Source organism: Lysinibacillus sp. YS11, assembly GCF_002896375.1.
Classification (GTDB): domain Bacteria; phylum Bacillota; class Bacilli; order Bacillales_A; family Planococcaceae; genus Lysinibacillus; species Lysinibacillus capsici.
Genome location: NZ_CP026007.1, coordinates 2,692,291 through 2,713,765, shown reverse-complemented (window position 1 = coordinate 2,713,765; position 21,475 = coordinate 2,692,291). Strand labels below are relative to the sequence as shown.

General features: G+C 37.2%; 22 protein-coding genes and 1 pseudogene. 15 read left to right on the top strand and 8 right to left on the bottom strand.

The annotated features are described in order from the left end of the window. Positions 1-104 precede the first annotated feature (104 nt). Positions 105-524, top strand: a complete 420-nt coding sequence (locus LBYS11_RS13505; protein WP_066037792.1) for an SRPBCC family protein — start codon at positions 105-107, stop codon at positions 522-524. A gap of 39 nt (positions 525-563) precedes the next feature. Here LBYS11_RS13505 and LBYS11_RS13500 read toward each other — a convergent pair whose 3' ends face one another. From LBYS11_RS13500 to LBYS11_RS13480, 5 genes are all read right to left on the bottom strand, one after another. After that, positions 564-2,045, bottom strand: a complete 1,482-nt coding sequence (locus LBYS11_RS13500; RefSeq protein ID WP_048392399.1) for a spore germination protein — start codon at positions 2,043-2,045, stop codon at positions 564-566. Beyond that, a complete protein-coding gene (locus LBYS11_RS13495; protein ID WP_048392400.1) occupies positions 2,045-3,169 on the bottom strand; it encodes a GerAB/ArcD/ProY family transporter in 1,125 nt (374 codons plus the stop codon). Before LBYS11_RS13495 ends, LBYS11_RS13500 begins: the two co-directional genes overlap by 1 nt. A 148-nt stretch (positions 3,170-3,317) precedes the next feature. After that, the gene (locus LBYS11_RS13490; protein WP_054550465.1) at positions 3,318-4,208 is read right to left on the bottom strand and encodes an anti-sigma-V factor RsiV; all 891 of its coding nucleotides are present in this window, start codon (positions 4,206-4,208) and stop codon (positions 3,318-3,320) included. Then, positions 4,201-4,719, bottom strand: a complete 519-nt coding sequence (locus LBYS11_RS13485) for an RNA polymerase sigma factor SigV (RefSeq protein WP_004230723.1) — start codon at positions 4,717-4,719, stop codon at positions 4,201-4,203. Before LBYS11_RS13485 ends, LBYS11_RS13490 begins: the two co-directional genes overlap by 8 nt. 154 nt (positions 4,720-4,873) lie before the next feature. After that, positions 4,874-5,641 (bottom strand): sulfite exporter TauE/SafE family protein, encoded by a 768-nt coding sequence (locus tag LBYS11_RS13480; RefSeq protein ID WP_048392402.1) that lies wholly within the window; start codon positions 5,639-5,641, stop codon positions 4,874-4,876. A gap of 215 nt (positions 5,642-5,856) precedes the next feature. Between LBYS11_RS13480 and LBYS11_RS13475 the strand changes: the two genes are divergently transcribed. The 6 genes from LBYS11_RS13475 to LBYS11_RS13450 all read left to right on the top strand — a co-directional run bounded on the left by LBYS11_RS13475 (position 5,857) and on the right by LBYS11_RS13450 (position 11,191). Then, complete coding sequence (locus LBYS11_RS13475) at positions 5,857-6,282, top strand: hypothetical protein (RefSeq protein ID WP_048392403.1); 426 nt, start codon at positions 5,857-5,859, stop codon at positions 6,280-6,282. Between the two features lie 74 nt (positions 6,283-6,356). Further along, positions 6,357-7,352, top strand: a complete 996-nt coding sequence (locus LBYS11_RS13470; RefSeq protein ID WP_103118359.1) for an LLM class flavin-dependent oxidoreductase — start codon at positions 6,357-6,359, stop codon at positions 7,350-7,352. Positions 7,353-8,063: 711 nt separating this feature from the next. Further along, complete coding sequence (locus LBYS11_RS13465) at positions 8,064-8,453, top strand: GntR family transcriptional regulator (protein WP_004230719.1); 390 nt, start codon at positions 8,064-8,066, stop codon at positions 8,451-8,453. Continuing rightward, positions 8,450-9,139, top strand: a complete 690-nt coding sequence (locus tag LBYS11_RS13460; RefSeq protein WP_048392404.1) for an ABC transporter ATP-binding protein — start codon at positions 8,450-8,452, stop codon at positions 9,137-9,139. Before LBYS11_RS13465 ends, LBYS11_RS13460 begins: the two co-directional genes overlap by 4 nt. After that, entirely contained in the window at positions 9,136-9,963 is an 828-nt protein-coding gene (locus tag LBYS11_RS13455; protein WP_103118358.1) for a hypothetical protein, read from the top strand. The genes LBYS11_RS13460 and LBYS11_RS13455 overlap by 4 nt, the downstream gene beginning before the upstream one ends. Positions 9,964-9,976: 13 nt before the next feature. Further along, positions 9,977-11,191, top strand: coding sequence for a hypothetical protein (locus tag LBYS11_RS13450; protein ID WP_103118357.1), 1,215 nt, complete (start codon positions 9,977-9,979; stop codon positions 11,189-11,191). 105 nt (positions 11,192-11,296) lie between these two features. Here LBYS11_RS13450 and LBYS11_RS13445 read toward each other — a convergent pair. Next, positions 11,297-11,500: pseudogene (locus LBYS11_RS13445) on the bottom strand (radical SAM/CxCxxxxC motif protein YfkAB); the annotation flags it as partial. Between the two features lie 222 nt (positions 11,501-11,722). Between LBYS11_RS13445 and yfkAB the strand changes: the two are divergent. After that, the gene (gene yfkAB / locus LBYS11_RS13440; protein ID WP_066037786.1) at positions 11,723-12,826 is read left to right on the top strand and encodes a radical SAM/CxCxxxxC motif protein YfkAB; all 1,104 of its coding nucleotides are present in this window, start codon (positions 11,723-11,725) and stop codon (positions 12,824-12,826) included. A gap of 282 nt (positions 12,827-13,108) precedes the next feature. On the opposite strand, the gene LBYS11_RS13435 is transcribed toward yfkAB, so the two are convergent. After that, the gene (locus LBYS11_RS13435; protein ID WP_066037785.1) at positions 13,109-13,363 is read right to left on the bottom strand and encodes a hypothetical protein; all 255 of its coding nucleotides are present in this window, start codon (positions 13,361-13,363) and stop codon (positions 13,109-13,111) included. Between the two features lie 14 nt (positions 13,364-13,377). Then, the gene (locus tag LBYS11_RS13430) at positions 13,378-14,223 is read right to left on the bottom strand and encodes a hypothetical protein (RefSeq protein WP_103118356.1); all 846 of its coding nucleotides are present in this window, start codon (positions 14,221-14,223) and stop codon (positions 13,378-13,380) included. A gap of 62 nt (positions 14,224-14,285) precedes the next feature. Here LBYS11_RS13430 and LBYS11_RS13425 point away from each other — a divergent pair, with 62 nt between their 5' ends. The 7 genes from LBYS11_RS13425 (at position 14,286) to LBYS11_RS13395 (ending at position 21,398) form a co-directional block, all read left to right on the top strand. Continuing rightward, positions 14,286-14,990 carry a YjjG family noncanonical pyrimidine nucleotidase gene (locus LBYS11_RS13425; RefSeq protein WP_103118355.1) on the top strand — a complete coding sequence of 235 codons (705 nt, stop codon included), beginning with the start codon at positions 14,286-14,288 and terminating at the stop codon, positions 14,988-14,990. Between the two features lie 173 nt (positions 14,991-15,163). Further along, positions 15,164-16,759, top strand: coding sequence for a nickel ABC transporter substrate-binding protein (gene nikA / locus LBYS11_RS13420; protein ID WP_233732028.1), 1,596 nt, complete (start codon positions 15,164-15,166; stop codon positions 16,757-16,759). A 5-nt stretch (positions 16,760-16,764) separates the two neighbouring features. Beyond that, positions 16,765-17,706: an ABC transporter permease gene (locus LBYS11_RS13415; RefSeq protein ID WP_103118353.1), complete on the top strand. Its 942-nt coding sequence runs from the start codon at positions 16,765-16,767 to the stop codon at positions 17,704-17,706. Next, entirely contained in the window at positions 17,706-18,509 is an 804-nt protein-coding gene (locus LBYS11_RS13410; RefSeq protein ID WP_103118352.1) for an ABC transporter permease, read from the top strand. The genes LBYS11_RS13415 and LBYS11_RS13410 overlap by 1 nt, the downstream gene beginning before the upstream one ends. A 17-nt stretch (positions 18,510-18,526) precedes the next feature. Further along, positions 18,527-19,399, top strand: coding sequence for an ABC transporter ATP-binding protein (locus LBYS11_RS13405; RefSeq protein ID WP_103118351.1), 873 nt, complete (start codon positions 18,527-18,529; stop codon positions 19,397-19,399). Beyond that, on the top strand, positions 19,393-20,205 hold the full coding sequence (locus tag LBYS11_RS13400; RefSeq protein ID WP_048392412.1) for an ABC transporter ATP-binding protein: 813 nt from the start codon (positions 19,393-19,395) through the stop codon (positions 20,203-20,205). The genes LBYS11_RS13405 and LBYS11_RS13400 overlap by 7 nt, the downstream gene beginning before the upstream one ends. Next, positions 20,202-21,398, top strand: coding sequence for a staphylopine family metallophore export MFS transporter CntE (locus LBYS11_RS13395; protein WP_103118350.1), 1,197 nt, complete (start codon positions 20,202-20,204; stop codon positions 21,396-21,398). Before LBYS11_RS13400 ends, LBYS11_RS13395 begins: the two co-directional genes overlap by 4 nt. The last annotated feature ends 77 nt before the right edge of the window (positions 21,399-21,475 follow it).

Here is a 21,475-nt window from a genome sequence, read left to right as displayed (position 1 = left end):
GGAAAATGGAACATTCATTTATGAATCATAGAAGGAATGTTTAGCAGGTAAATCGAATAGAACATTACAGTTCACAATAAAGGTCATAAAATAGAGGTGAAGCAATGGATAACGAAAAAATTATCGGTCAAACGAAAAGTGTGGGTTTTCAAATCGGGGTTAGAAGGACATTTCCAATTTCGCAGGAGCAAGCATGGGCATTGATTACGACAACAGAAGGAGTACGTACATGGCTGGGGGAAGACACTTCAGTTATATTCGAACCTGGGTACAAATACCATTCAAAGACAGGGACAGGCGAAATCAGGATTGTTAAACCATTAGAGCAGCTTCGATTGACTTGGCAAAAGGAAGAGTGGTCAAAACCATCTACCGTACAAATACGTATTTTACCCAAAGAGCGTAATAAAACAACCATTAGCTTTCATCAAGAACATCTTTCTGATCAGACAGTACGAGAAGAAATGAAAGGTCATTGGGAAAGTGTACTGGACCTTATAAAAGAAAGAGTCCAAAATAGTTGAGCGAATAAAAATAGCATCCCTTCACAATCGATAGGGATGCTATTTGTTTTTATGTGGAGAATCTTTGTTCTCATGCCCTTTTGAAGTTCGTGTATAATCCTGAGGAGCAAGCGCTTTGTTCCGCTCTGTATAGCCTTTGGGTGATAATCGAAAGATGGATTTTTTAATGGTTGCCCAATTTAGATCTGTTGCTAGATTCATGTAAGAGTAGCCGTAAATTCGAATATTACTTAAATAAAGCAGTGTCAGGTATAAAGAAACAAAGAAGCCAAATAACCCGAAAAAGGCACTAGCAAAGATAAAGGCAACGCGTAATATGCTAACTGAAGTAACAAGTGACTGATTCACTAATGTAAAGGAAGCAATGGTAGAAATGGCGATGACAACGATCATTTCAGGACTCGTTACACCTGCTCGAATGGCTGCATCCCCAATAATTAATCCACCTACAACACTGATGGTCCCACCAATAACGGAAGGGAGACGCAAGCCTGCTTCACGAAATAATTCAAACATCAGCAACATCAGCAACATTTCAAGCGAAGAGGGGAGCGGTAAGCCAGCCTTCGCTTGCACGACGGTTGCGAGTAGTTGAAGCGGCAATTGGTTTTGGTGATAGGTTGTCAAGGCAAGCCAGAATGCAGGAAGTAGTAAGCCGATTAAAATACCAAATATTCTTAATAATCGTTCGAGTGAACTGAAAATAATAGGATATTCATTATCCTCAGCTGATTTCAGTAAGAGAAACAAATTGACAGGGGTAATGATGGCATAGGCGACGCCATCTACAAAAATAATAAAACGTCCTCTTGCTAAGGCCTGAACCGCATAATCAGGTCGTCCAGTATAATCAAACTTCGGAAAAAGCTTGGAATTTTTATTCACCCGTTCCATCAATAAATCGCCACTAAAAACAATATCTGTATCAACAGCAGCAAGCTGCTTTTTGATGCCATGTAAAATATCCATATCCACAATATCATCAAAATAAAGAATGGCTACCGTAGTTTTTGATCGTTTCCCAAGCTCCACTTTTTCCACACAAAATGAATTGGTCGGCAAACGTTTTCTTATAAGTGCGATATTGACGCGAATATCTTCAATGAAATTATCTCTGGGCCCTTTAACAAGAACCTCCATGCGCGTTTCTTCAGGCTGGCGATTCGGCTTTTGGGCAATATTGCTTGCATATAAAAGATTGTCTTCGTCAAAATACAACAACAAGAAGCCACTATAGACAAAAGTTATCAGCTGTTCCTTGTCTTGTACTTTTTGAATACTTGGAACATGAAGATGCCTTGCGATATTCTCTTCAAAGGGAACCTCATCCAAATGATCATATAAATATTGAATACGTTGAATAATCACTTCATTAAGCATTTGTTGATCAATCATAGCATCACACGTAATAAAGTGTACTTTCTGCTGATTAAACATATATTCCTGAAATTGAATATCTGCTGATTTTTGAAATAATTTTCTGAGCGTACTAAGATCTAGCGCTTGTTCTTGCTGAGGCATTATGATTCACCACTTTTCTTATCTTGTTTTTCAGTTTTCCCCTTTTTAGAAGATTTATCCGACAAGAAAGCTACGACTACGAAAAATATTGACAGTAAAAAGAAAAAAATAAAAGTGGCTGCCAGAATATAATTTCCTTTTACTTTTAAAAATAGGCTTTCATTTAGCATGATTAATGGTAAACAAAGAATAAAGAAGGGAGGAGCAAGCATTTGCCATATACGCTTGGGATCTCCTGTCATCTTCAATAAATCTGCCACAATGTACAAAAGGAAGCTAACACGAATAAAGGTTCCTGTCAGCCATTGATAAATGGAGAAAAAGTCAAGATGCTCGATATAGCGACCGATTGTCACTAATCCCCATTCTTCGTAGGCAGGATAGCGTTGCTTAGCCGCTTCATTCGGTCCAAATTCTGTAATGGCTCCAATTAAAGGTCCTAATGTCAGTCCTACTAAAATGGCCAGCATAATAGCAAAGTGGTACCAGCGAATACGTTCCTTAAATTGATGCTGTAAAAATAGCAACATTAAAAGCTCAATAAACCCTGATGCAGGGAAAATCATACCTCGCAAGACAGGCTGGAATCCATGTTCAAAAAATGGACGTAATAATTCATAATCTTTTACCTGCATGTTCGTAAAGGCCACGAAAAAGCCAAAGATAACTACTCCGAATAATACAAAAACGTTTAAAATGACGAGCGTCTGTAAGCTAGTCGTCACAAGAAGAATACACAGAATGACGTAGATAAATAGTAAGATAATTACAGGGGTTTGCGGTAAAAATGTAGTATTAATCCATTGCAGTGTTTCAACCATTGTAAAAGCTGCGATAATCATTAAAAAAATAGCAACTGTATAAATAACAATAGTAGAGCCAATTTTCCCGATTTTTGAATCGAGCCAATCTCGGATGGGCTCCTGATTAGATTTTGATTGAATATATACTAATAAAAATAGCCAAAAGAAAATAATTCCTCCAGCAAACAATACCGATAGCCAGCCATCTCTTTTGGCCACATCTAGTAGTGGAGGAATAATGGTTACATGATTTTTTAAGCCAATAACAGTCATTGATAGGAAGATGACATGTAAAATACTGATTGATCCTACACTTTTCATGTTGAAAACCCTCTAACATTGATTGATACATATTAGCTTTGACAAAAAAAGTCGGCTTTATAAGCAGAAAATGGTATGGTTTCATGAAAAAACGAGGTATTGGATGACACCATCATCCAATACCTCGTCATAGGAAAAGTAAGCTAAATTAATGAATATATTTTGTGCTTACAAGATCTTCTTTTAAGACATCTGTTGGGATTTCAAACTCTACAACGCCCATATAGCCAGGTGCCACTTCATATTTATCAAAGGAAATCACAAGCTTGCCTTTATCAGAAATGTAGAATTGCTGATCAGGTTTAATAGTTGTAAATTCCTCCATTAACTCTTCATCGGCAAGGCCAGCACCCTTTACCCAATAAACTTTATCTTGATTCGATTCAGCTATTTGTGTACGCATTTGTTCTTTAATATTTTCACTAATTGTTTCAATATAGTGTTGATCTTTAAAGAGCATAGGTAAAGTAATTAAAATTTCGTTTTCTTTATCGATCGTATCGTATTCCATCACCGTTGAAGAAGAAGCAACGGTATTCACTACATAGCGGCCAATCGACAAAATTTGTTCGTTATCAGTTTTGATTTCGTAGCCACTATCAATACCTAAATGACCACCGCCATTTAATTTTAAATCGCCCACTTCTGCCATAAATTCATCGTAAAGTGTCTTACCTTCTGCACGATATTTTTCATTTAATGTATTCGCCAGATCTTGATTTTCTAAGTTTTCAATAGAAGGTACTTTAATGTTGGCATCATAATTATCTTCAGCCACTTCATATTCTGTCCAAGTCAATACTTTTATCACACTACCAACCACGGGAATTTCTGAGAGTGTGCGTGCCATTGCAGGACTTACATTTAAACCAGCTGTAAATAGCATGGCTGCAGCGGCAGATCCAAGGACCCATTGAGGTGTACGATTTTTTTTCTTTTTTCGACCTTGCTTAAGTGCTTTTTCAACCACGAAGTCTAGCTCTTTTGGAATCGGGACTTTCATATATTGTTTTTCTAACTCCTGTAATTTTTTATCCATGTGCAGTTTCTCCCTTCACATCTTCCAATTGGATTTTCAATAGTTTTAATGCTTTATAAAGACGCGATTTGGCTGTACTCAATTTAATGTCGAGGATGTTCGCCACGTCAGCGAGTTTTAAATCCTCGAAATAATGGAGAATGACAACCTCTCGATACATTTGCGGGAGTTCATCCAACGCATGCTCCAAGTCAACATTCTCATAAACATCCTCTTGAGCAGGTGTTAAATATTGTAATGTATCATCATCTGTCACTTGTAAGCGTTTATGCTTACGTAAAAAATCTATGGCTGTACGGACAACTATTTTATAAAACCAGCTTTTCATATAGGTCACATTCTCAAGTCGATCTAATGAAAGCATGGCTTTTTGGATACTGTCTTGTACAACATCTAGTGCGTCCTGTTCATTTTTTGTATAGCTATACGCGAGCAAATAAAAACGCTCTTTTTGTTCTCGAATGAATTGGACAAACACCTCTTCATGTTGAAATGCATTTCTTGTTCTCATGTCCAAAGAAGCTCCTTTTTTAACATTGTCAAATTGTATACATTTACTAGACGTACGAGGAGAGGGAAAAAGTTGATACCATGAAAAAAACTTACCCCAATTGAGATAAGTTTGATCCTTCTATAGTATTGGCATACGTTAGTATAACGGCTGATCATGAAAAATAGTCATATGTATTTTTCAAGAGTAATAGAATGGTCACAACGATAAATAATTTACGTACATAGCCACTGCCGCGTTTAATGGCAAATTTTGAACCAACAATAGCTCCTGCAATTTGCGCAAGACCCATTGGTAGTCCATAGGCATAATTTATTTGTCCTAAGTATATAAACATAAGGAGGGCAGCTACATTACTGCCGAAATTTAAAAATTTGGCGTTTCCTGCTGATTGTAAAAAATCAAAGCCAACTATGAGAAAAGCAAAGAGTAGAAACGAGCCTGTCCCAGGACCTAAAAAGCCATCATAAAAGCCAATAAGTGTAATCACGAAAACAAAAATAATAGAACGCTTAGGGGTTAATTGTTTAAAGGTGGTCATACTGCCCCAGTCTTTTTTAAAGATGGTATAAATGGCAACGACTGCAAGCATAATCAGCATTAATGGCTTCAGTACACTTGGGTCCATTAAGTGGACAATCCAAGCACCCAGCATAGAGCCAAAAAAGACGAAGGGGAATAGCTTATAGACGGCTTTTATATCTAGTTTACCAGAGCGATAAAATGTCACTGTGCTAGTAAGGGAACCCATTGTACCTGCCAATTTATTGGTTGCTACTGCAGCAGAGGGAGGAAGGCCAACGAACATAAGAGCTGGTAATGAGATAAGCCCACCTCCTCCAACCACTGAATCAATAAAGGCTGCTAAAAAACCGAAGAGGATTAAAATTAATAAAATATTTACATCTAAATCAAAAGGCACAAAAGGTCATCTCTTTTCTATCATAATAATCTGATAGTAGCGAACTGAGGATAGGCTGTAAATACTCTAGCTGCTATTTTTTAATAGAAATAAATGAAGTGATTCAATAGGAAATGACGATAATTTCTACATAACTCAAAAAAATTCTACTTGGAGTCATTATTTTGATGTATTATGTAGATAATGGTGTTTTTACGTAAAGGGGACGTGATGACATGAGTTTAGGAAATCATATACGTGTATTTCTCTGTGTTGTGTTTATGGGAGTACTTGTAGGGTATGTCTTTAATGCAAAAAAAGATATAACAGATCATGAGTATATTGATACCGTAAAGGAAGGCTATTTGGAGAATTTTTCAGATGTCACAGTTCGAAATGCGTTTAATTACGCTTTTTATGAACCTTACTGGCGCTATTATGAAGCAAAAACTGGGGAGCAAGTTGTAGAATTGTCAGGTGATATTACGTTTCAAGACGAAAAAGGACATGCTATTCTCCAATTTGTCGTGAACGAACAAACGCAGCAATTTTCCCTAGAGGCAATGAAATTTAAAGAAGTCGTATTAAACCAGCAACAACAACAAAAGCTTGTTGGCATGGTCTATCACACTTGGGAAAAGAAACAACTAGCTTATGAGTAAGGTTTTTTATTTTGTAAATCATCCAAACTGTATTACAGTAAAAGGGGGAGCTAGAGACAGAGAGGATGTTTTACATGAGATTAAGTATTTTAGATCAAATGCCGATTCCAAAAGGTCATTCTGCAGAAGAGGCCTTCCAACGTACAGAACAGCTGGCATTGCTAGGTGAAGAGCTTGGCTATCACCGTATGTGGCTTGCTGAACACCATAATAGCCAGTCATTGGCGAGTTCAGCTCCTGAAGTAACTGCTGCTTTTTTAGCTGCTAAAACACAGCGGCTTCGCATTGGTACGGGTGGTGTCATGATGATGCATTATTCACCCTATAAGCTAGCAGAGGTCTTTAAAACATTATCGGGGCTGGCACCCAATCGTATTGATTTTGGTGTGGGGAGAGCTCCTGGTGGTGATCATGCCGCTATCTATGCCTTGGCAGAGGGAAGGCGACAACGCTTCACAGAACAGTATGATAAGCTAGAAATCATATTAAAACTAATGAATAATCAAAAAACAGGTGAACATGTCTATGATCAAGTCATTGCAGCTCCTGCTCATATTTCATTACCAGAGGCTTGGTTACTAGGTTCTAGTGGTCAGAGCGCAATGCAGGCTGGCCAGCTGGGAGTAGGCTATTCGTATGCACAATTTTTCACGGGCAATATGTCAAAGGATATCTTTGATGCCTATAAAGCCTATTTTACGCCTTCTTATTATATGGATAAACCACAAATCATTGTGACATATGCAGCAACAGTTGCCCCAACCCTAGAAGAAGCGGAATATTTAGCTAAACCGATTGATATTTCTCGTCTTCAATTAATGAAAGGGCAAATCATTCAAACAATGTCACCCGAAGAAGCGAAAGATTATCCATTAACTGAAATGGATAAATTGACGATTGACAATAATCGCAAGGCGAATCTTGTCGGGACACCCCAAGACATTGCTGCTTTTTTAAGCGCTGAGCAAGAACGCTATGGCTTTGATGAAGTGATGCTAAATTGCAATCAATATGAATTAGAAAGTCGTTTAAATACCTATAGATTCCTTGCAAAGGAATTAATTGGATAAGAGGAAAAGCCATATTCATCTGAATATGGCTTTTATGTATTTAGCTGAATTAGAATAACGGCTTTACAATTAGAAAAACCCGGAAATGAATTTCCGGGTCTGATTACCACTTACATTTTCTGCTCCATGACACACTGCCTCGCTTCCGCATAGGATCTTAAGATATTCCTAAGAAATCTGTACTTTAGCTTATTCAGTTTTGATGGTCCTTCTGAGTTATCGATCAATCGCACTCATCGGGTTAACCCTCCTAGTCATTGGATTTGAAGTGAAATCTTTAATAGTATAGCTCAACTTCTATTTCTTATACCTCTTGTGAACATAAAATATTTTTGTGCTAAAAAATAATTACAAGAAAACATACAGTCATTACCAGTTAACAATGAAGATAAAAACACTCGTCTGTTTGAAGAAAAGTATATTGGCATCCATGATGTACATGCTACTTGTACAACTGGCTGTGATTTTAATTATTGATAGATATTTCCATAAATGTGGTTGACTTAAAATGTGTATTAAGCATATAATACATTTCAAGAAGTGTATTAACTGTTTAATACATTTTTTTATTGTCGGTGTATTAAGCGCTTAATACACTGAGGTGTTAACGAGAGAAAAAATATGTCCATGTTGATAGGTGCAACCCATCATTCTACATACTGTGTATTAAGTGGTTAATACGCGGAATTAATTTTTGAGGAGTTGAGTTATTTGACTATAAATTTTAATAATCGGGACCCGGTGTATGTCCAAGTGATTCGGCATTTGAAAGAACAAATTGCCAAGGGATTTTATGAGCCAGGTCAGGAGATTCCATCCAGAAGGGAATTAGCCAATCAGTTAAAGATTAACCCAAATACTGCGCAACGAGCTTATAAGGAAATGGAGGAACAAGGATTGATTTTTACAGAGGGGAATATGCCTAGCTGCATTACGAAAGATGAAGCAGTCCTTAAAAATGTCCGTGAGGAATTGATTATCGAAGCGGTTGACTTATTTTTAGGCTCTATTAAATCTATCGATGTGCCTTTAGCCGAAGTATTGGAACTTGTAAAGAAAAAACATGATGCCGAAAGCGGAGAAGCGGAGGAATCGAAATGATAGAAGTAAAAAATGTTAACAAGAAATACGGCAGGAAACAGGTTTTAAAAGACATTTCTTTTACTGCAGAAAAAGGAGAGATTACTTGTTTAATAGGAATAAATGGTGTAGGTAAGACGACCATTATGAAAGCTATTATGGCGCTCACACCAATTAATAGTGGTGAAATTTTAATGGATGGAGAAAAAATCACAAAAGAAAGTTTTGAAAAAATAACCTTCATCCCAGACACAATAACGATGTTGCCACAAATGAAAATCAATGAAGCTTTTGCGTTCATGGCTGATTTTTATAAAAGCTGGAATCCTCAGAGGGCAGAAGAATTACTACAATTTTTTAAACTTGATCCGAATGAACGTATTGCTAACTTATCGAAAGGAAATACAGCAAAAGTGAATATGCTACTGGGATTGTCACTTGATGTCGATTATTTACTGATGGATGAACCATTCTCTGGCATTGATATTTTCTCTCGTGAGCAGATTGCAGAGGTGTTTACAAGCCATTTAATTGAAGAACGTGGTGTCATTATAACAACGCATGAAATTAGTGATATTGAGCATTTGATTGATAAAGCAGTCCTTATGGATGACGGTGCAGTATTGAGGGAATTTAGCGTGGAGGAAGTACGTGAAAATGAAGGGAAATCAGTGGTTGATGTGATGAGGGAGGTATATCGAGCATGAAAAACTATTTAAAACTTGTTAATTTTGAAGTAAATCGATTTTTTAAATTGTATTTGATTTTAATAGGCTTGACCATGCTCAGCCAGCTTATAGGAGCGGGAATTATCTCACAAACCTATATGAAAAATGCTAAACAGTTGATGGCAGAAAACCAGTTATCCATGAACCAGTATGTGGAGCAATACGGGACTTTTTCTTTCGATCGATTCACTGATTCAGAATGGTTTCTGCTGCCAATCTTTTTTTGTATCGCCATGTTGATGATTTATGTTTTCTTTATTTGGTATCGTGATTGGCTTGGTAAAAATACATTTATTTACAGATTATTCATGTTACCAACTGAAAGAATCGCTATTTATTTTGCGAAATTAACGACGATTATGCTTTTAGTTCTTGGCTTGATTGCTTTGCAAATCTTGCTAATTTTGATGGAAAAACAAATAGTGAATAAGATTATACCAATAGACCTCCAATCAAATTTCTCAATTTATGCTAGTTCTACTTTAAATATGTGGAGGTGGCTGTATCCGACTAGCTTTACAGAGTTTATCCTGGTATATGCACTTGGGTTACTTTTCGTGGCAGTAATATTTACCGCGATTTTAATTGAGCGAAGTTATGGTTTAAAAGGGATTTTTTACGCTATTTTTTATGGCTTACTGTCACTTGGGGTATTTTTTGCTCCAATCCTATTAGTTAATGTTTATACAAATTACTTTTACCCACTTGAAATTTTCTTAATGGTACTGGTAACGAGCATGATCGTTTTAGGCAGTGCCATTTGGATTGCGAATCATTTATTAAAATATAAAATCAGGGTCTAGAGGAGGTATAACAATGAAAAAATATTGGAAAACAATCAGTATTTGTTTCTTCATCGTGGTGTTTATCAGTTCTTACTATATCCAAAAAACAGCAATGGCTTCTAAAAATGATAGATCCTATAAAATTGAAACGATCAGCGGAAATAAGGAAGAAATCGAAAATCTTATTCTTCAAACAAGTTATCAGAGTAATGATCTTTATCATATGTTGTACATATCAAAGGATGGTTCCACGAATCCCAATAATCAGTCTTTTTTTAGAGATTTGATGGCACCGAATGAACCTATGATTCTTCGAAAATATATTGAGGAACACCGTAATTTTATGCGCGGGAAAGAATTTGATCCAAGAAAATATTATGAAGACAAATCACGTTTGATTTACACAACGTTTTTAGATGATGGTGGAAAAGAAGCTAGCAATGTCGTAACGCTTCAAATTGATATACTTGATAAAAATACAAATGACAGTTCTTCCTTTAAAATCGATATACCAGTTAAAGCAAGCTATGATTGGATTAATGTGAATAACGTTTACGTGGGAAATGGAAAAATAAATATATTAACAACCAACTATTTATCAGCCAATTATCTTATAAAAGGTAGGGAAGAGTTGCATGTCTATTCGATTGATGAGAACAAGAAGGAATTAGTAAAGGATGCCATCCTTGCAGAATTAGTGTCAGAAGAAAGAGGCACTTCCAGTATCCGTATTTTTAATGAATACAATACTACTACTCAAAACGAAAATTATTATTTATATATGGTAGAAAAATACAGTGATCGAAAAGAAGATACTGAGCTAGAAGTTATCTCTAGTCAAATATATCTCTATAATAATGCCAAGAATGAAGCAGAGGAATGGACTATGCCAGAAGAATTAAAACCCTATCGGAAGTCAATGCTGATTCATAAAGAAACGATATACATTCCTGTTTATTCAGCCAATGGACTAACATTGAACCGTTATCATATTGAAAAGAAGCAGTGGGAAGAACCCTTAACCCTTCAATATTCAAGCATTGCGAATGAGAATGATGCTCCATATTTACGTATAGCAGAGGGGAAATTTTATTTAGTATATCGTGTTTCTGATGGACAGTGGTTGTCTATCGTTGATTTACGTACAGGTGGATTGATTTATGAAGGGAAAATCATTTCCGAAGACAAAAAAAATCAAGAGGCGGATTCTTCTCTTAGGATCGAACAATTATATACGATGCATTAAAGAGCAGGCATAAGGACAACCTACAATTTATAACGCCATATGTAAAAGAAACTCCATGTTGATCAGTCTTTGTTCAACATGGAGTTTCTCTCGTTATCGATGAACTTATACACGAGCAGAGCCACTCACAAACGCGGCATCAGGATAATACATATTTTTTACAAGTACATTTGGCCCTAAGCATTTGACTGCTGGACAATGGCAGTTAAGCGATTTTGCCAATTCGGTTGCCATCCATTTATCAAAAATCAATGGTAGTTCGTCATGCACAATATTGCCGAGGGCTGGTGTGTCACCAAAGTCGGTAATTTAACTCCTTGTAATTACAAAGTGGCGCAAGAAAAATTAATTGTATAGAAGATAAAAGAGGATACGAAGATAGAGTTGTCAGAAATAGAGCAGATGTAAACAAAATAATAAAAAAGTTATAATAAAGATTAAGTTCGATTCCGAGATAATTTATAAATAAATGCACTTTAAAAATTATTTTATCTGTGCGAAAATTATAAGCATGGAAAGGAAGTTTTTTATATGTTTACAGTACAGAAAACTCATGATGAATGGGAAAGTTACCATGACATTGATAGGTATGGGAAATTAACTTTATCAAATATTGAATTTACTACAACACATTTATGTAATATGAGATGTTCGCATTGTGCAGTTGGCTACACATTATTAACCAAAGAATTACCAGCATTACCTACAGAAGAAATTATCCACAAGTTAGATGAGGTGGAAACTTTACGTACAATGAGTTTTACAGGTGGAGAACCTTTAATGACTAAAAAGGGAATAAAGGAAAATTTGTTACCACTTTTGAAATACGCTAAGGGTAGGGGAATTAAGACGCAAATTAATTCGAATTTAACTTTGCCTATGTCTCATTACGAATTAATTGCTCCTTATCTAGATGTTATGCACATATCGCATAACTGGTGTGATGAAAAAGAATTTGTTGAAACAGGCTTCGCTATGATGGATAAGCAACCTTCAATTGAATATAGAGGCAATTTATATCGTAATATTTTCGACAATGCAAGGGAACTTTCCAAAGGAGGGATGTTTGTATCAGCAGAAACAATGTTAAATCGTAATACTGTCCCCTATATGGAGAAAATTCATAATGAAGTGGCTAACGAAATGTTATGTAAGCGACATGAAATTCATCCTATGTATGCTAGTGACTTCGCTGAAAATTTAGAAGTTATTAGTTTGGAGGAATACAGAAAAGTTGTGAATGAAATTCTTGATTATAGAAATAAAGACATATGGGTATTGTTTGGTACATTGCCATTTTACCCTTGTAGTCAAGATGAGCGAGATTTAGCGTTAATCAAGCGAATCAATAGTGAACATAATATAACAATCAGAAATGATGTTGATGGACGATCAAGAATGAATTTAAATATTTTCACAGGGGATATATCGGTTACGGATTTCTCAGATGACGGTTCGGCTTTCGGAAATATAAAAAATGAATCATTACCTCAAATTTACGAACGGTGGTTAGATTCCAATATTTCTAAATCAATTAATTGCCACTGTCCAGCAGTCAAATGTTTAGGGCCAAATGTAATTGTAAAGAATATGTATTATCCTGATAAAACATTTATTAGTGGCTCAGTTAAATAATGAAATGAAGACCTCCATTGGAATAACCATTGGAGGTTTCTTAGGGATATACTATATAATTTTTCTACTCAGTTTAAATTTAAAAGTTTGTCAAAACACAATTTACTTGTACCTTAATACACAAAGACAAAGGCCTACAGCCTGTTATCACAGGCTTTGTGTCTTTGTAAGACCATTCTTTTTAAACAGTCGTTTTACTCTTTATCTGAATTTGAGGTTTTGTCATAAAATGTAACAAGAAATTGTTGGCTGATCTTAGTTTACTGACATGGTGTTGATTGATTAAACAGCAGTAGTACCCCAAAATATACTGATTCCAAAAGCTACTACTACTCCAGCAAAAATCCAACCCATAGCGTACTTCCTTAGTCTAAAGTTATTTATACTCAACATTAAAAAGCAAAAAGTCATAACAACTTGTATCCAAATTGGTCTATCAAAACTCTCTTTATGCCAAATGAAAGAATAAAGAACCCCGATAACCATAATAGACAGCACTACTAACGCAATTCTATTAAATATGCTAGACTTTTGCAAACCTATAAACCTCCTTAATATGGCTTTGTATTAAAATACCAATCACCAGTACCTCTTAATTGTTCATTCATACTAAAACCTGCAACGGAAGCAATTACTCTAACGTTATCGTTTCTAATTGCATGGTATTTTGTTCCATATCCTGTATCAACTAGACCCTTAGTTCTGTACTGATCATATGTGGTTTTCCCAGAAAATGTCTTAGATACTATAAGTGTGGCGAACCCTACAGCCCCAGCCCAATTTCCTATTACTGATGCAATTTGTTTTTTAGTAATTGCAGCTCCGATAATTCCTCCAATTGCAATAACACCACCAATTACTGTCACAATATCAGATACATCTGTGACCATTTTATCGAAATTGATTTTTGCAGTTGACATATAGACAGGTGTATAATCATCTGCTTTATAAGCACTAAATATAGGTTGGGAATCATCATTGACTTTAGTAGGGTCAACAAACTCTTCAAAAGATAATTCCACTTTTTCTCCGTCCATTATAGCAAAAGAATCACCTTCATTATATTCAAATGTATGAATTTTGTTACCAGTTGTAGTAGTTAACAACATTTTATCACCATTATATTCAATGTTAAAATCTGTTTCACCTTCATCATAAACTAATGTGAATGTTTGGCCAGATTCGGTAAAATTTAAGTTCTCTATATTAGAAAACTCATTCTCATTAGAAGCTGCAAACGTATTTTGTGTACCAGCCAATGATAATGGACCAGCTAAAAGTAATGCTGCGACTATGTTACCTGTAAGTATTTTTTTTGTGTGGACGGATAAGCATGTGTATAAAGCGCATACATGTTCTAATATTCTGTCATAGGGCATTTTACTGTTATTTTTCATAAAAAACGTTATCATGATATAGAGTAAATAGTCACAATGCATCGAAGAAAGTGGGAATGAACATGACGAAATATGAGATATTATTGTTTGACGTAGATGATACATTACTAGATTTTGATTTAGCTGAAAATGCAGCACTTGACCGCATGTTCAGAGAGGAAAAGATAGCCACTACGCCCGAGATGATTGCGCGCTACAAAGAAATTAATGAATCGATGTGGCGAGCTTTTGAGCGTGGGGAAATGACAAAAAATACACTACATAATACAAGGTTTGCGATTGCATTAAAGGAATTTGGGATGGAGGTCGATGGCGTCTACTTTGAATCGCTATTCCAAAAATACTTACAGGAAGCACATCATTATGTAGAGGGAGCCTATGAAGTCATCGCTCAACTAGCCAATCACTATCATTTGTATGTCGTATCAAATGGCGTAACGCTGACACAGAATAAACGACTAGTGGATGCCGATTTAGCACAATATTTTAAAGGCATCTTTATCTCCGAGCAAACGGGCTATCAAAAACCAATGCCTGCCTTTTTTGATTATGTATTTGAGCGGATTGAGCATTTTGATAAAGCTAAAACGCTTATAATCGGCGATTCTTTGACATCAGACATTAAAGGCGGATTGCTGTCAGGCATTGATACATGCTGGTTTAACATCCGCAATGTTGAAAATACGAGTGATATTGAACCGCATTATGAAATTAAAAAATTGCATGAGTTACATGAGCTATTGCATACAAAAATAGCACTATATTAAGACAGAAGGCACTTCCTTTGTTCCGTGGACAGAGGAGGTGTTTTTTTATGTCTTTAAGATTTATTTTTGAATATCTACTTTACAAAAAGTCATGAATCATTTAAAATTCGATTTTGAATGATAATAGTAATCATTACTATTTAAGTGAAGGGGAAAGTTTATTGAAAAAAATAATGAGTTTACTAGTTCTATTGATTGTGAGTGGAAGTATGCTTGTGGCCTGCGGAAATTCAGATGACAAGACAAAAAAAGACAAGGCAAAAGGTGAAAATGAACATGTTTTAACCATTTCTTGGCCAAAGGATATTGGAGAAGTAAATCCACACCTGTATGCACCAAATGAAATGTTTGCTCAGGCCATGATATACGATCCGCTTGTACGCTATGGAAATGATGGGCAAATAGAGCCAGGATTAGCAACAGCATGGGAAATGTCTCAAGACGGTAAGAGCTACATATTTACATTACGAGACAATGTCTTGTATTCAGACGGCTCTCAGCTTACGGCAGACAATGTTAAACGTAATATCGAAACTGTAGTGGAGAATATTGCACCGCATAGTTGGCTAGAAGTGGTGGCAGTCATTGATCGGGTAGAAGTCTTAGATAAGCTGAAATTACAGATTCATTTAAAAGAGCCTTACTATCCATTTTTACAGGAGTTAACGTTGATTCGTCCATTACGTATGTTAGGGGATAGTGGCTTCCCAGCAAGTGGGACAACCAAAGATGGCATTGAAAAAGCGGTTGGAACAGGTCCTTGGATTTTAACTGATTACAAGCAAGACAATTTTGCTGAGTTTTCACGTAATGAGCATTATTGGGGAGAGAAGCCTAAGCTAGAAAAAGTCATCGTCAAAATTATTCCTGATTCACAAGCACGTATGATGGCACTTGAAAAAGGAGATATTGATTTAATTTTCGGAAGTGGTCAATTAGCACCTGAGGAACTCCGAGTTTTGGAGAAAAATCCCCAATATCAAACGCTAATTTCTGAACCTTCCTCTACTAGAATACTATCTTTCAATTCAGACTATGGCGTGACGCAAGATAAAGATGTCAGACTTGCTTTGCAGTATGCTTTTGATCGACAAACAATTATGGAACATGTATTAAATGGCATTGAACAAGAGGCCAAGTCTTTATTTGCTCCAGGATTTCCGTATAGTGATATTCCATTTGAGTCTTACAGCTATGATTTAGAAAAAGCCCAGCAACTATTGGATAAAGCAGGCTGGATCTTTGAAGAAGGGGCTCCGTTTCGATCCAAAGACGGTCAAGCACTGACCATCACAATTCCATATAACAGTAATGACCAAGTGCATAAATCTATATTTGAATATTTACAGGGCGCATGGCGTGAATTAGGCGTAGATGTCAAATTGATTGGAGAAGAAGATCAACTTTTCCGAACGCGAAGTAAAACAGGTGAGTTCAATGTCATTATGAATGATACGTGGGGGGCACCTTATGATCCCCATATGTATTTACGAATGATGACGGGGGAAAAGCAAATTGGCCATTATGCGTTAAAAGGCACAGCACATTCAGAACAATTAGCAGCAAATATTGCGAAAGTGATTCGCTCAACTGATGAATCAGAGAGACAGAGCCTGTATGAAGCCATTTTACAAACCATTCATGAAGAGGCGATTTTCATGCCATTATCTTATCGGACAAATTATTTGGTGGCCAATCAACGTCTAGCCAATTTATCGTTTTCTATGCAGCAATTTGAAGTGCCGCTGAATCAATATGAGGTGAAGTAGTCAAAATGGTGCCATTTTTTGTTAAACGGATAGCAAGTATGTTACTGGCGTTGTTTGGTATTACCATCATCGCCTTTGGATTAATTCGCTTTATTCCTGTTGATCCTGTTGAAGCTTATTTTACAATCAATCAAATTCCTGCTACTGAAGAGGCCATGACAAGTATGCGTGAAGAAATGGGGCTAGATCAACCTTTGTGGATGCAATATATTGCTTGGCTCAGCCATGCATTGCAATTAGATTTTGGAACATCCTTTGTATCGAAAAAGGCCGTGGCAACAGAACTATTTCAACGCTTTGAGACAACATTACTTTTAGCGGTAACAGCATTGGTCATAATTATTGTCATTAGCTTTTCTATTGGCATTTGGTCTGCAAGAAAAAACGGTGGATGGCTCGATTGGTTTACACGTACAGCTATCTTTACAATTGCCTCTATGCCAAGTTTTTGGCTGGCCTTTCTCTTCATTTATACAGTGGCCTTGAAATGGGGCGTCTTACCACTCATGGGTTGGGGAAGTTTTGCTCATGTCATTTTACCATCGATAACACTGGCTTTAGGATTTATCCCTTATTACATTAGGCTCATCCGCTCAAGCATGAGAGAAGAAATGAAGAAACCGCATGTTCTATTTGCCCGTGCTAGAGGTGTAAAAGAAACGGTTATTTTGCGTACACATATTTTCAAAGGCATTTTACCACAACTTATCACATCCCTTGCCATGACCTGTGGAGGCCTATTAGGGGGTGCAGCGATTATTGAGAATGTTTTTGCCATTTCTGGCGTGGGACACTTTATTGTGGAGGCCATGTTAGCAAGGGACTACGCTGTACTACAAGCTTTTATAGTCATCATTGGGGGATTGTATATCACTATCAATTTTATAGCAGATATACTATGTGCGGTTGTTGATCCACGTGTCAGGCTGAAAGGAGGCGCTCTATAGTGAAAAAAAATTTGCCACTCATCATCAGTAGCTTGCTCGTACTCATGCTGGTGGTAATGGCTCTATTTGCTCCTTGGTTAGCGCCTCATGATCCTTATACAACAGATATAGCCAATAAATTACAGGGATTTTCTATGCATTACCCCTTAGGTACAGATCACCTGGGGCGCTGTGTGCTCTCTCGTTTATTATTTGGTACGCGCACCTCTCTGCTACTAGCCTCTGGCGTACTATTCATTACCTTAATCATTAGCATCATCGTAGGGTGTCTGGCAGGGTACATCGGTGGGCTGGTTGATCTAGTATTAATGCGTATTTGTGATGTTCTTCTCTCCATTCCTGATTTTATTTTTGCCCTTGTCATTGTAGGTGCGTTAGGTGGTGGCGTTAAAAATATGTTTGTGGCAATTTGTTTTGTGTCGTGGGTAGGTTTTGCGCGTATTATTCGCAATATGGTGCGTTCTTTAAAAGAAAGCACCTATGTACAATATGCACGGCTGACAGGTGTACCGAAACGAAAAATTATAAGGAGGCATATATTGCCGTTTGTCTTTCCACAAATATTTTTGTTAAAACTAATCGGGCTTGGCTCCACAATACTTTTAATTTCGGAGCTGTCGTTTTTAGGGCTAGGTGTTACGGCACCGATGGCAGAATGGGGCATGATGATTAATGATAGTAAAACCTATTTAATGAGTGAACCAACGCTTATGTTTATACCAGGTATCATGATCTCATTAACCGTTCTTATTTTTAATTGGTTTGGGGATGCCCTTCGTACGGCTATGGACGCCAAAGTATAAGAAGAAGAGGTGACAATATGTTAGAGATAAGGGATTTGTCAATTACGCTTCAAACAGCACAGGGACCTAAAAAAGTTGTGCAGCATGTTGATTTCCAGATTCCAACTGGTACAACGCTTGGTATTGTCGGGGAAAGTGGTAGCGGTAAAACGATGCTATGTTATGCCATCTTGCAACTGTTTCGGGAGTCCCGACACTATGGGGGAGACATTTTATTGGAAGGGCGTTCCTTACTGGGAATGGATGAACAGCAGTTGCGAGGCCTTCGGGGCAATGACGTGGCATGTATATTGCAGAATCCTATGGCTATGTTTAATCCTATTATAACAATAGGAGACCATATGATTGAAACAGTACAGGCACACCGATCGCTCAGTAAAAAACAAGCATTGCACATAGCAACTGAGCAACTTGCTTTTTTTCAATTGACCGATTCAAGACTGTTAAAAAAATATCCTCACGAGTTAAGCGGAGGCATGCTTCAACGTGTCATGATTGCCATGGCTATGAGTCTTCGTCCAAAGCTTTTGCTTGCAGATGAGCCAACAACAGCCCTTGATACGATGACACAGCTCAAGGTTTTAGAGGAATTGTCTCATTGTCAGCAACAATATCAGACAACGATGCTGATTGTGTCACATGATCTTGGCGTCATTGCCCGCATGGCAGATCAAATTGTTGTTATGCGAAGAGGGAAAATCATGGAATATGGTCCAGCCGAACGGCTATTACAAAACCCTGTTCATTCCTATACCAAAGCATTAGTCGCAGCTAAAAGGAAGGATGATCAACTTGAAAAACTTGTGGATAGCTGGTCAGGTGATACAAACGGAATTCTATATGAACTAGACATGAACTATTGGGTAAGACAGGAGGAAAACCGATGTTAGAAATCCAACAAGTATCTAAAACCTATCGAAAAAAGAGATTGTTTGGGGAACATGAAACAATAGAAGCTGTGAAAAATATGTCATTCACCTTGAAGCAAGGGGGTTGCTTAGCCATTGTCGGAGAGAGCGGTAGTGGCAAAACCACACTAGGAAAGCTGATAATAGGTATGGAAAAGCCAGATAGCGGTACCATTCACTTCGATCATATTAATCTAGCAACGACATCTAAAGAAGAGAAGAAGCTATTACAAAAAAATATTCAAATCGTTTTTCAAGATTGCCATAGTGCTGTGAATCCGAAAATGAAGATTCAAGACATCATTGCGGAGCCAATGAATTGTCATTTACAGTTGACAAAACAACAGCAGCTAGAAAAAATAAAGGAGCTTTTAGTACAGGTGGGACTATCTGAGAGAGATGCTCAAAAATACCCTCATCAATTAAGTGGTGGTCAGTTACAGCGAGTGACCATCGCAAGGGCGATAGCAACAGAGCCTAAGCTCATCATCTTAGATGAATCCATTAATAGCTTAGATATATTGGTACAAATCAGTATCCTAAAACTCCTGAAACAATTGCAACAGGAGAGAGGCTTCAGTTATTTATTTATTACTCACGATTTACACGCAGTTAGTTTGTTTGCAGATGAAGTAGCTGTTGTAGACCAGGGTGAAGTGGTGGAATTTCTTCATGATGTGTCTCAAATTCCATGTATGACCCATCCGATAAGCCAACGCTTATTAGCCTCTAGATTACCTATAAATCGTCAAGAAATTTCTTCGTTGCAAGGGGAGCAAGTCTCATGAAACTTCAGCCTTTATCCCTTCGCATGATGCAATTATATGGACTTGCGGTTATTTTTTTTACCGCCAATGCCGTGTTGACAGTTATTTTTCCATTAGAAGCAGCGGATGGGGGGTACTTGGAGGGGGAAATTGGAGTCATGATGGCCATGTATATGCTTGTTTGTATGCTATTAAGACCTTTTGCTGGCCAAATGGTCGCCAAGCATAGTCCTTATACGATTATGCAATGGCTGTTAGTAGGCCATGCACTTGCACTGCTTATCTATGTAATATTTGGTATTGATAGTGTCTTTTTAGTACGAGTCCTACAGGGTATCATCACCGCTTTCTTTTCTATGGCGATGCAGCTAGGTATTACAGTTGTCTTACACGACCATGATCGGGGGCAAGGCATGTCGATGTATTCCTTATCCAGTGTTGTACCTGGTTTATATGGACCTGCAGTAGCGCTACTCTTGTGGACGCAATTGGATAGTCAGGATTTATTAATCTTTGTGGTTATGTTGGCTCTTCTGCCACTACTGTTTTTTATTGGCTCCCCTTTACCAAAAGCAAAGGAAGACACAGAAGTTGTGACAACAAGAGAGCTGTTAGCCGCCATGAAGGGGGTAAAACAACACAAGGGGCTAGTCATATCAGCAATCGTTATGGTTCTTGGTGCTGCTATTTTTGGCGCCATCACCACCTTTTTACCATTGTTTATGCTGACTGAGGGAGTGGGGAATCCAGCTATTTATTTAACGTTACAGGCATTGGTCGTGGTGGGTAGTCGCTTTGTATTGCGACGCTCTATTCCTTCAGATGGACAATGGCATCCGAAATTTATTGCATGTGTGCTTTTCAGCTCCATATTGGGCACAACGTTGCTTGCTGTTTTACCTGAAATAGGATCTTTTGTCTATATTTCCGCTGTTTTCAATGGCCTTGCCTCAGCGATGCTATATCCGACAATTACTACATATATGTCGTTTGTTGTACCACAAGAATCGAGAAATGTTTTGCTAGGTTTATTTTTAGCTACCTATGATTTAGGCTTTGGGTTGGGCGGGTTTTTGATGGGCTTTATTGTGCAATTTACATCCTATATGGTCATGTTTATGGTTTGTACGGTTTTAGCGTTTATCGCACTCTGTGTTGTATTGCGTAACGGTAATCCCGAGAGGCAAATTATCACTACCATACTGACCAAATAATCGTGTGCTTGCTATGTATAAAATACAATAGAAAAGGCAAAACCTTTTATGAGACTAGTTTCCATGAAAGGGGAAAT

Bases quoted from the DNA above. Each gene is read 5' to 3' on its own strand.
- LBYS11_RS13475 (WP_048392403.1), top strand. From the start codon at position 5,857: ATGAGTTTAGGAAATCATATACGTGTATTTCTCTGTGTTGTGTTTATG.
- LBYS11_RS13430 (WP_103118356.1), bottom strand. From the start codon at position 14,223: ATGAAAAATAACAGTAAAATGCCCTATGACAGAATATTAGAACATGTA.
- LBYS11_RS13500 (WP_048392399.1), bottom strand. From the start codon at position 2,045: ATGCCTCAGCAAGAACAAGCGCTAGATCTTAGTACGCTCAGAAAATTA.
- nikA (WP_233732028.1), top strand. From the start codon at position 15,164: ATGAGTTTACTAGTTCTATTGATTGTGAGTGGAAGTATGCTTGTGGCC.
- LBYS11_RS13450 (WP_103118357.1), top strand. From the start codon at position 9,977: ATGAAAAAATATTGGAAAACAATCAGTATTTGTTTCTTCATCGTGGTG.
- LBYS11_RS13405 (WP_103118351.1), top strand. From the start codon at position 18,527: ATGTTAGAGATAAGGGATTTGTCAATTACGCTTCAAACAGCACAGGGA.
- LBYS11_RS13490 (WP_054550465.1), bottom strand. From the start codon at position 4,208: ATGGATAAAAAATTACAGGAGTTAGAAAAACAATATATGAAAGTCCCG.
- LBYS11_RS13470 (WP_103118359.1), top strand. From the start codon at position 6,357: ATGAGATTAAGTATTTTAGATCAAATGCCGATTCCAAAAGGTCATTCT.
- LBYS11_RS13400 (WP_048392412.1), top strand. From the start codon at position 19,393: ATGTTAGAAATCCAACAAGTATCTAAAACCTATCGAAAAAAGAGATTG.
- LBYS11_RS13460 (WP_048392404.1), top strand. From the start codon at position 8,450: ATGATAGAAGTAAAAAATGTTAACAAGAAATACGGCAGGAAACAGGTT.
- LBYS11_RS13455 (WP_103118358.1), top strand. From the start codon at position 9,136: ATGAAAAACTATTTAAAACTTGTTAATTTTGAAGTAAATCGATTTTTT.
- LBYS11_RS13425 (WP_103118355.1), top strand. From the start codon at position 14,286: ATGACGAAATATGAGATATTATTGTTTGACGTAGATGATACATTACTA.
- LBYS11_RS13495 (WP_048392400.1), bottom strand. From the start codon at position 3,169: ATGAAAAGTGTAGGATCAATCAGTATTTTACATGTCATCTTCCTATCA.
- LBYS11_RS13415 (WP_103118353.1), top strand. From the start codon at position 16,765: ATGGTGCCATTTTTTGTTAAACGGATAGCAAGTATGTTACTGGCGTTG.
- yfkAB (WP_066037786.1), top strand. From the start codon at position 11,723: ATGTTTACAGTACAGAAAACTCATGATGAATGGGAAAGTTACCATGAC.
- LBYS11_RS13505 (WP_066037792.1), top strand. From the start codon at position 105: ATGGATAACGAAAAAATTATCGGTCAAACGAAAAGTGTGGGTTTTCAA.
- LBYS11_RS13395 (WP_103118350.1), top strand. From the start codon at position 20,202: ATGAAACTTCAGCCTTTATCCCTTCGCATGATGCAATTATATGGACTT.
- LBYS11_RS13485 (WP_004230723.1), bottom strand. From the start codon at position 4,719: ATGAGAACAAGAAATGCATTTCAACATGAAGAGGTGTTTGTCCAATTC.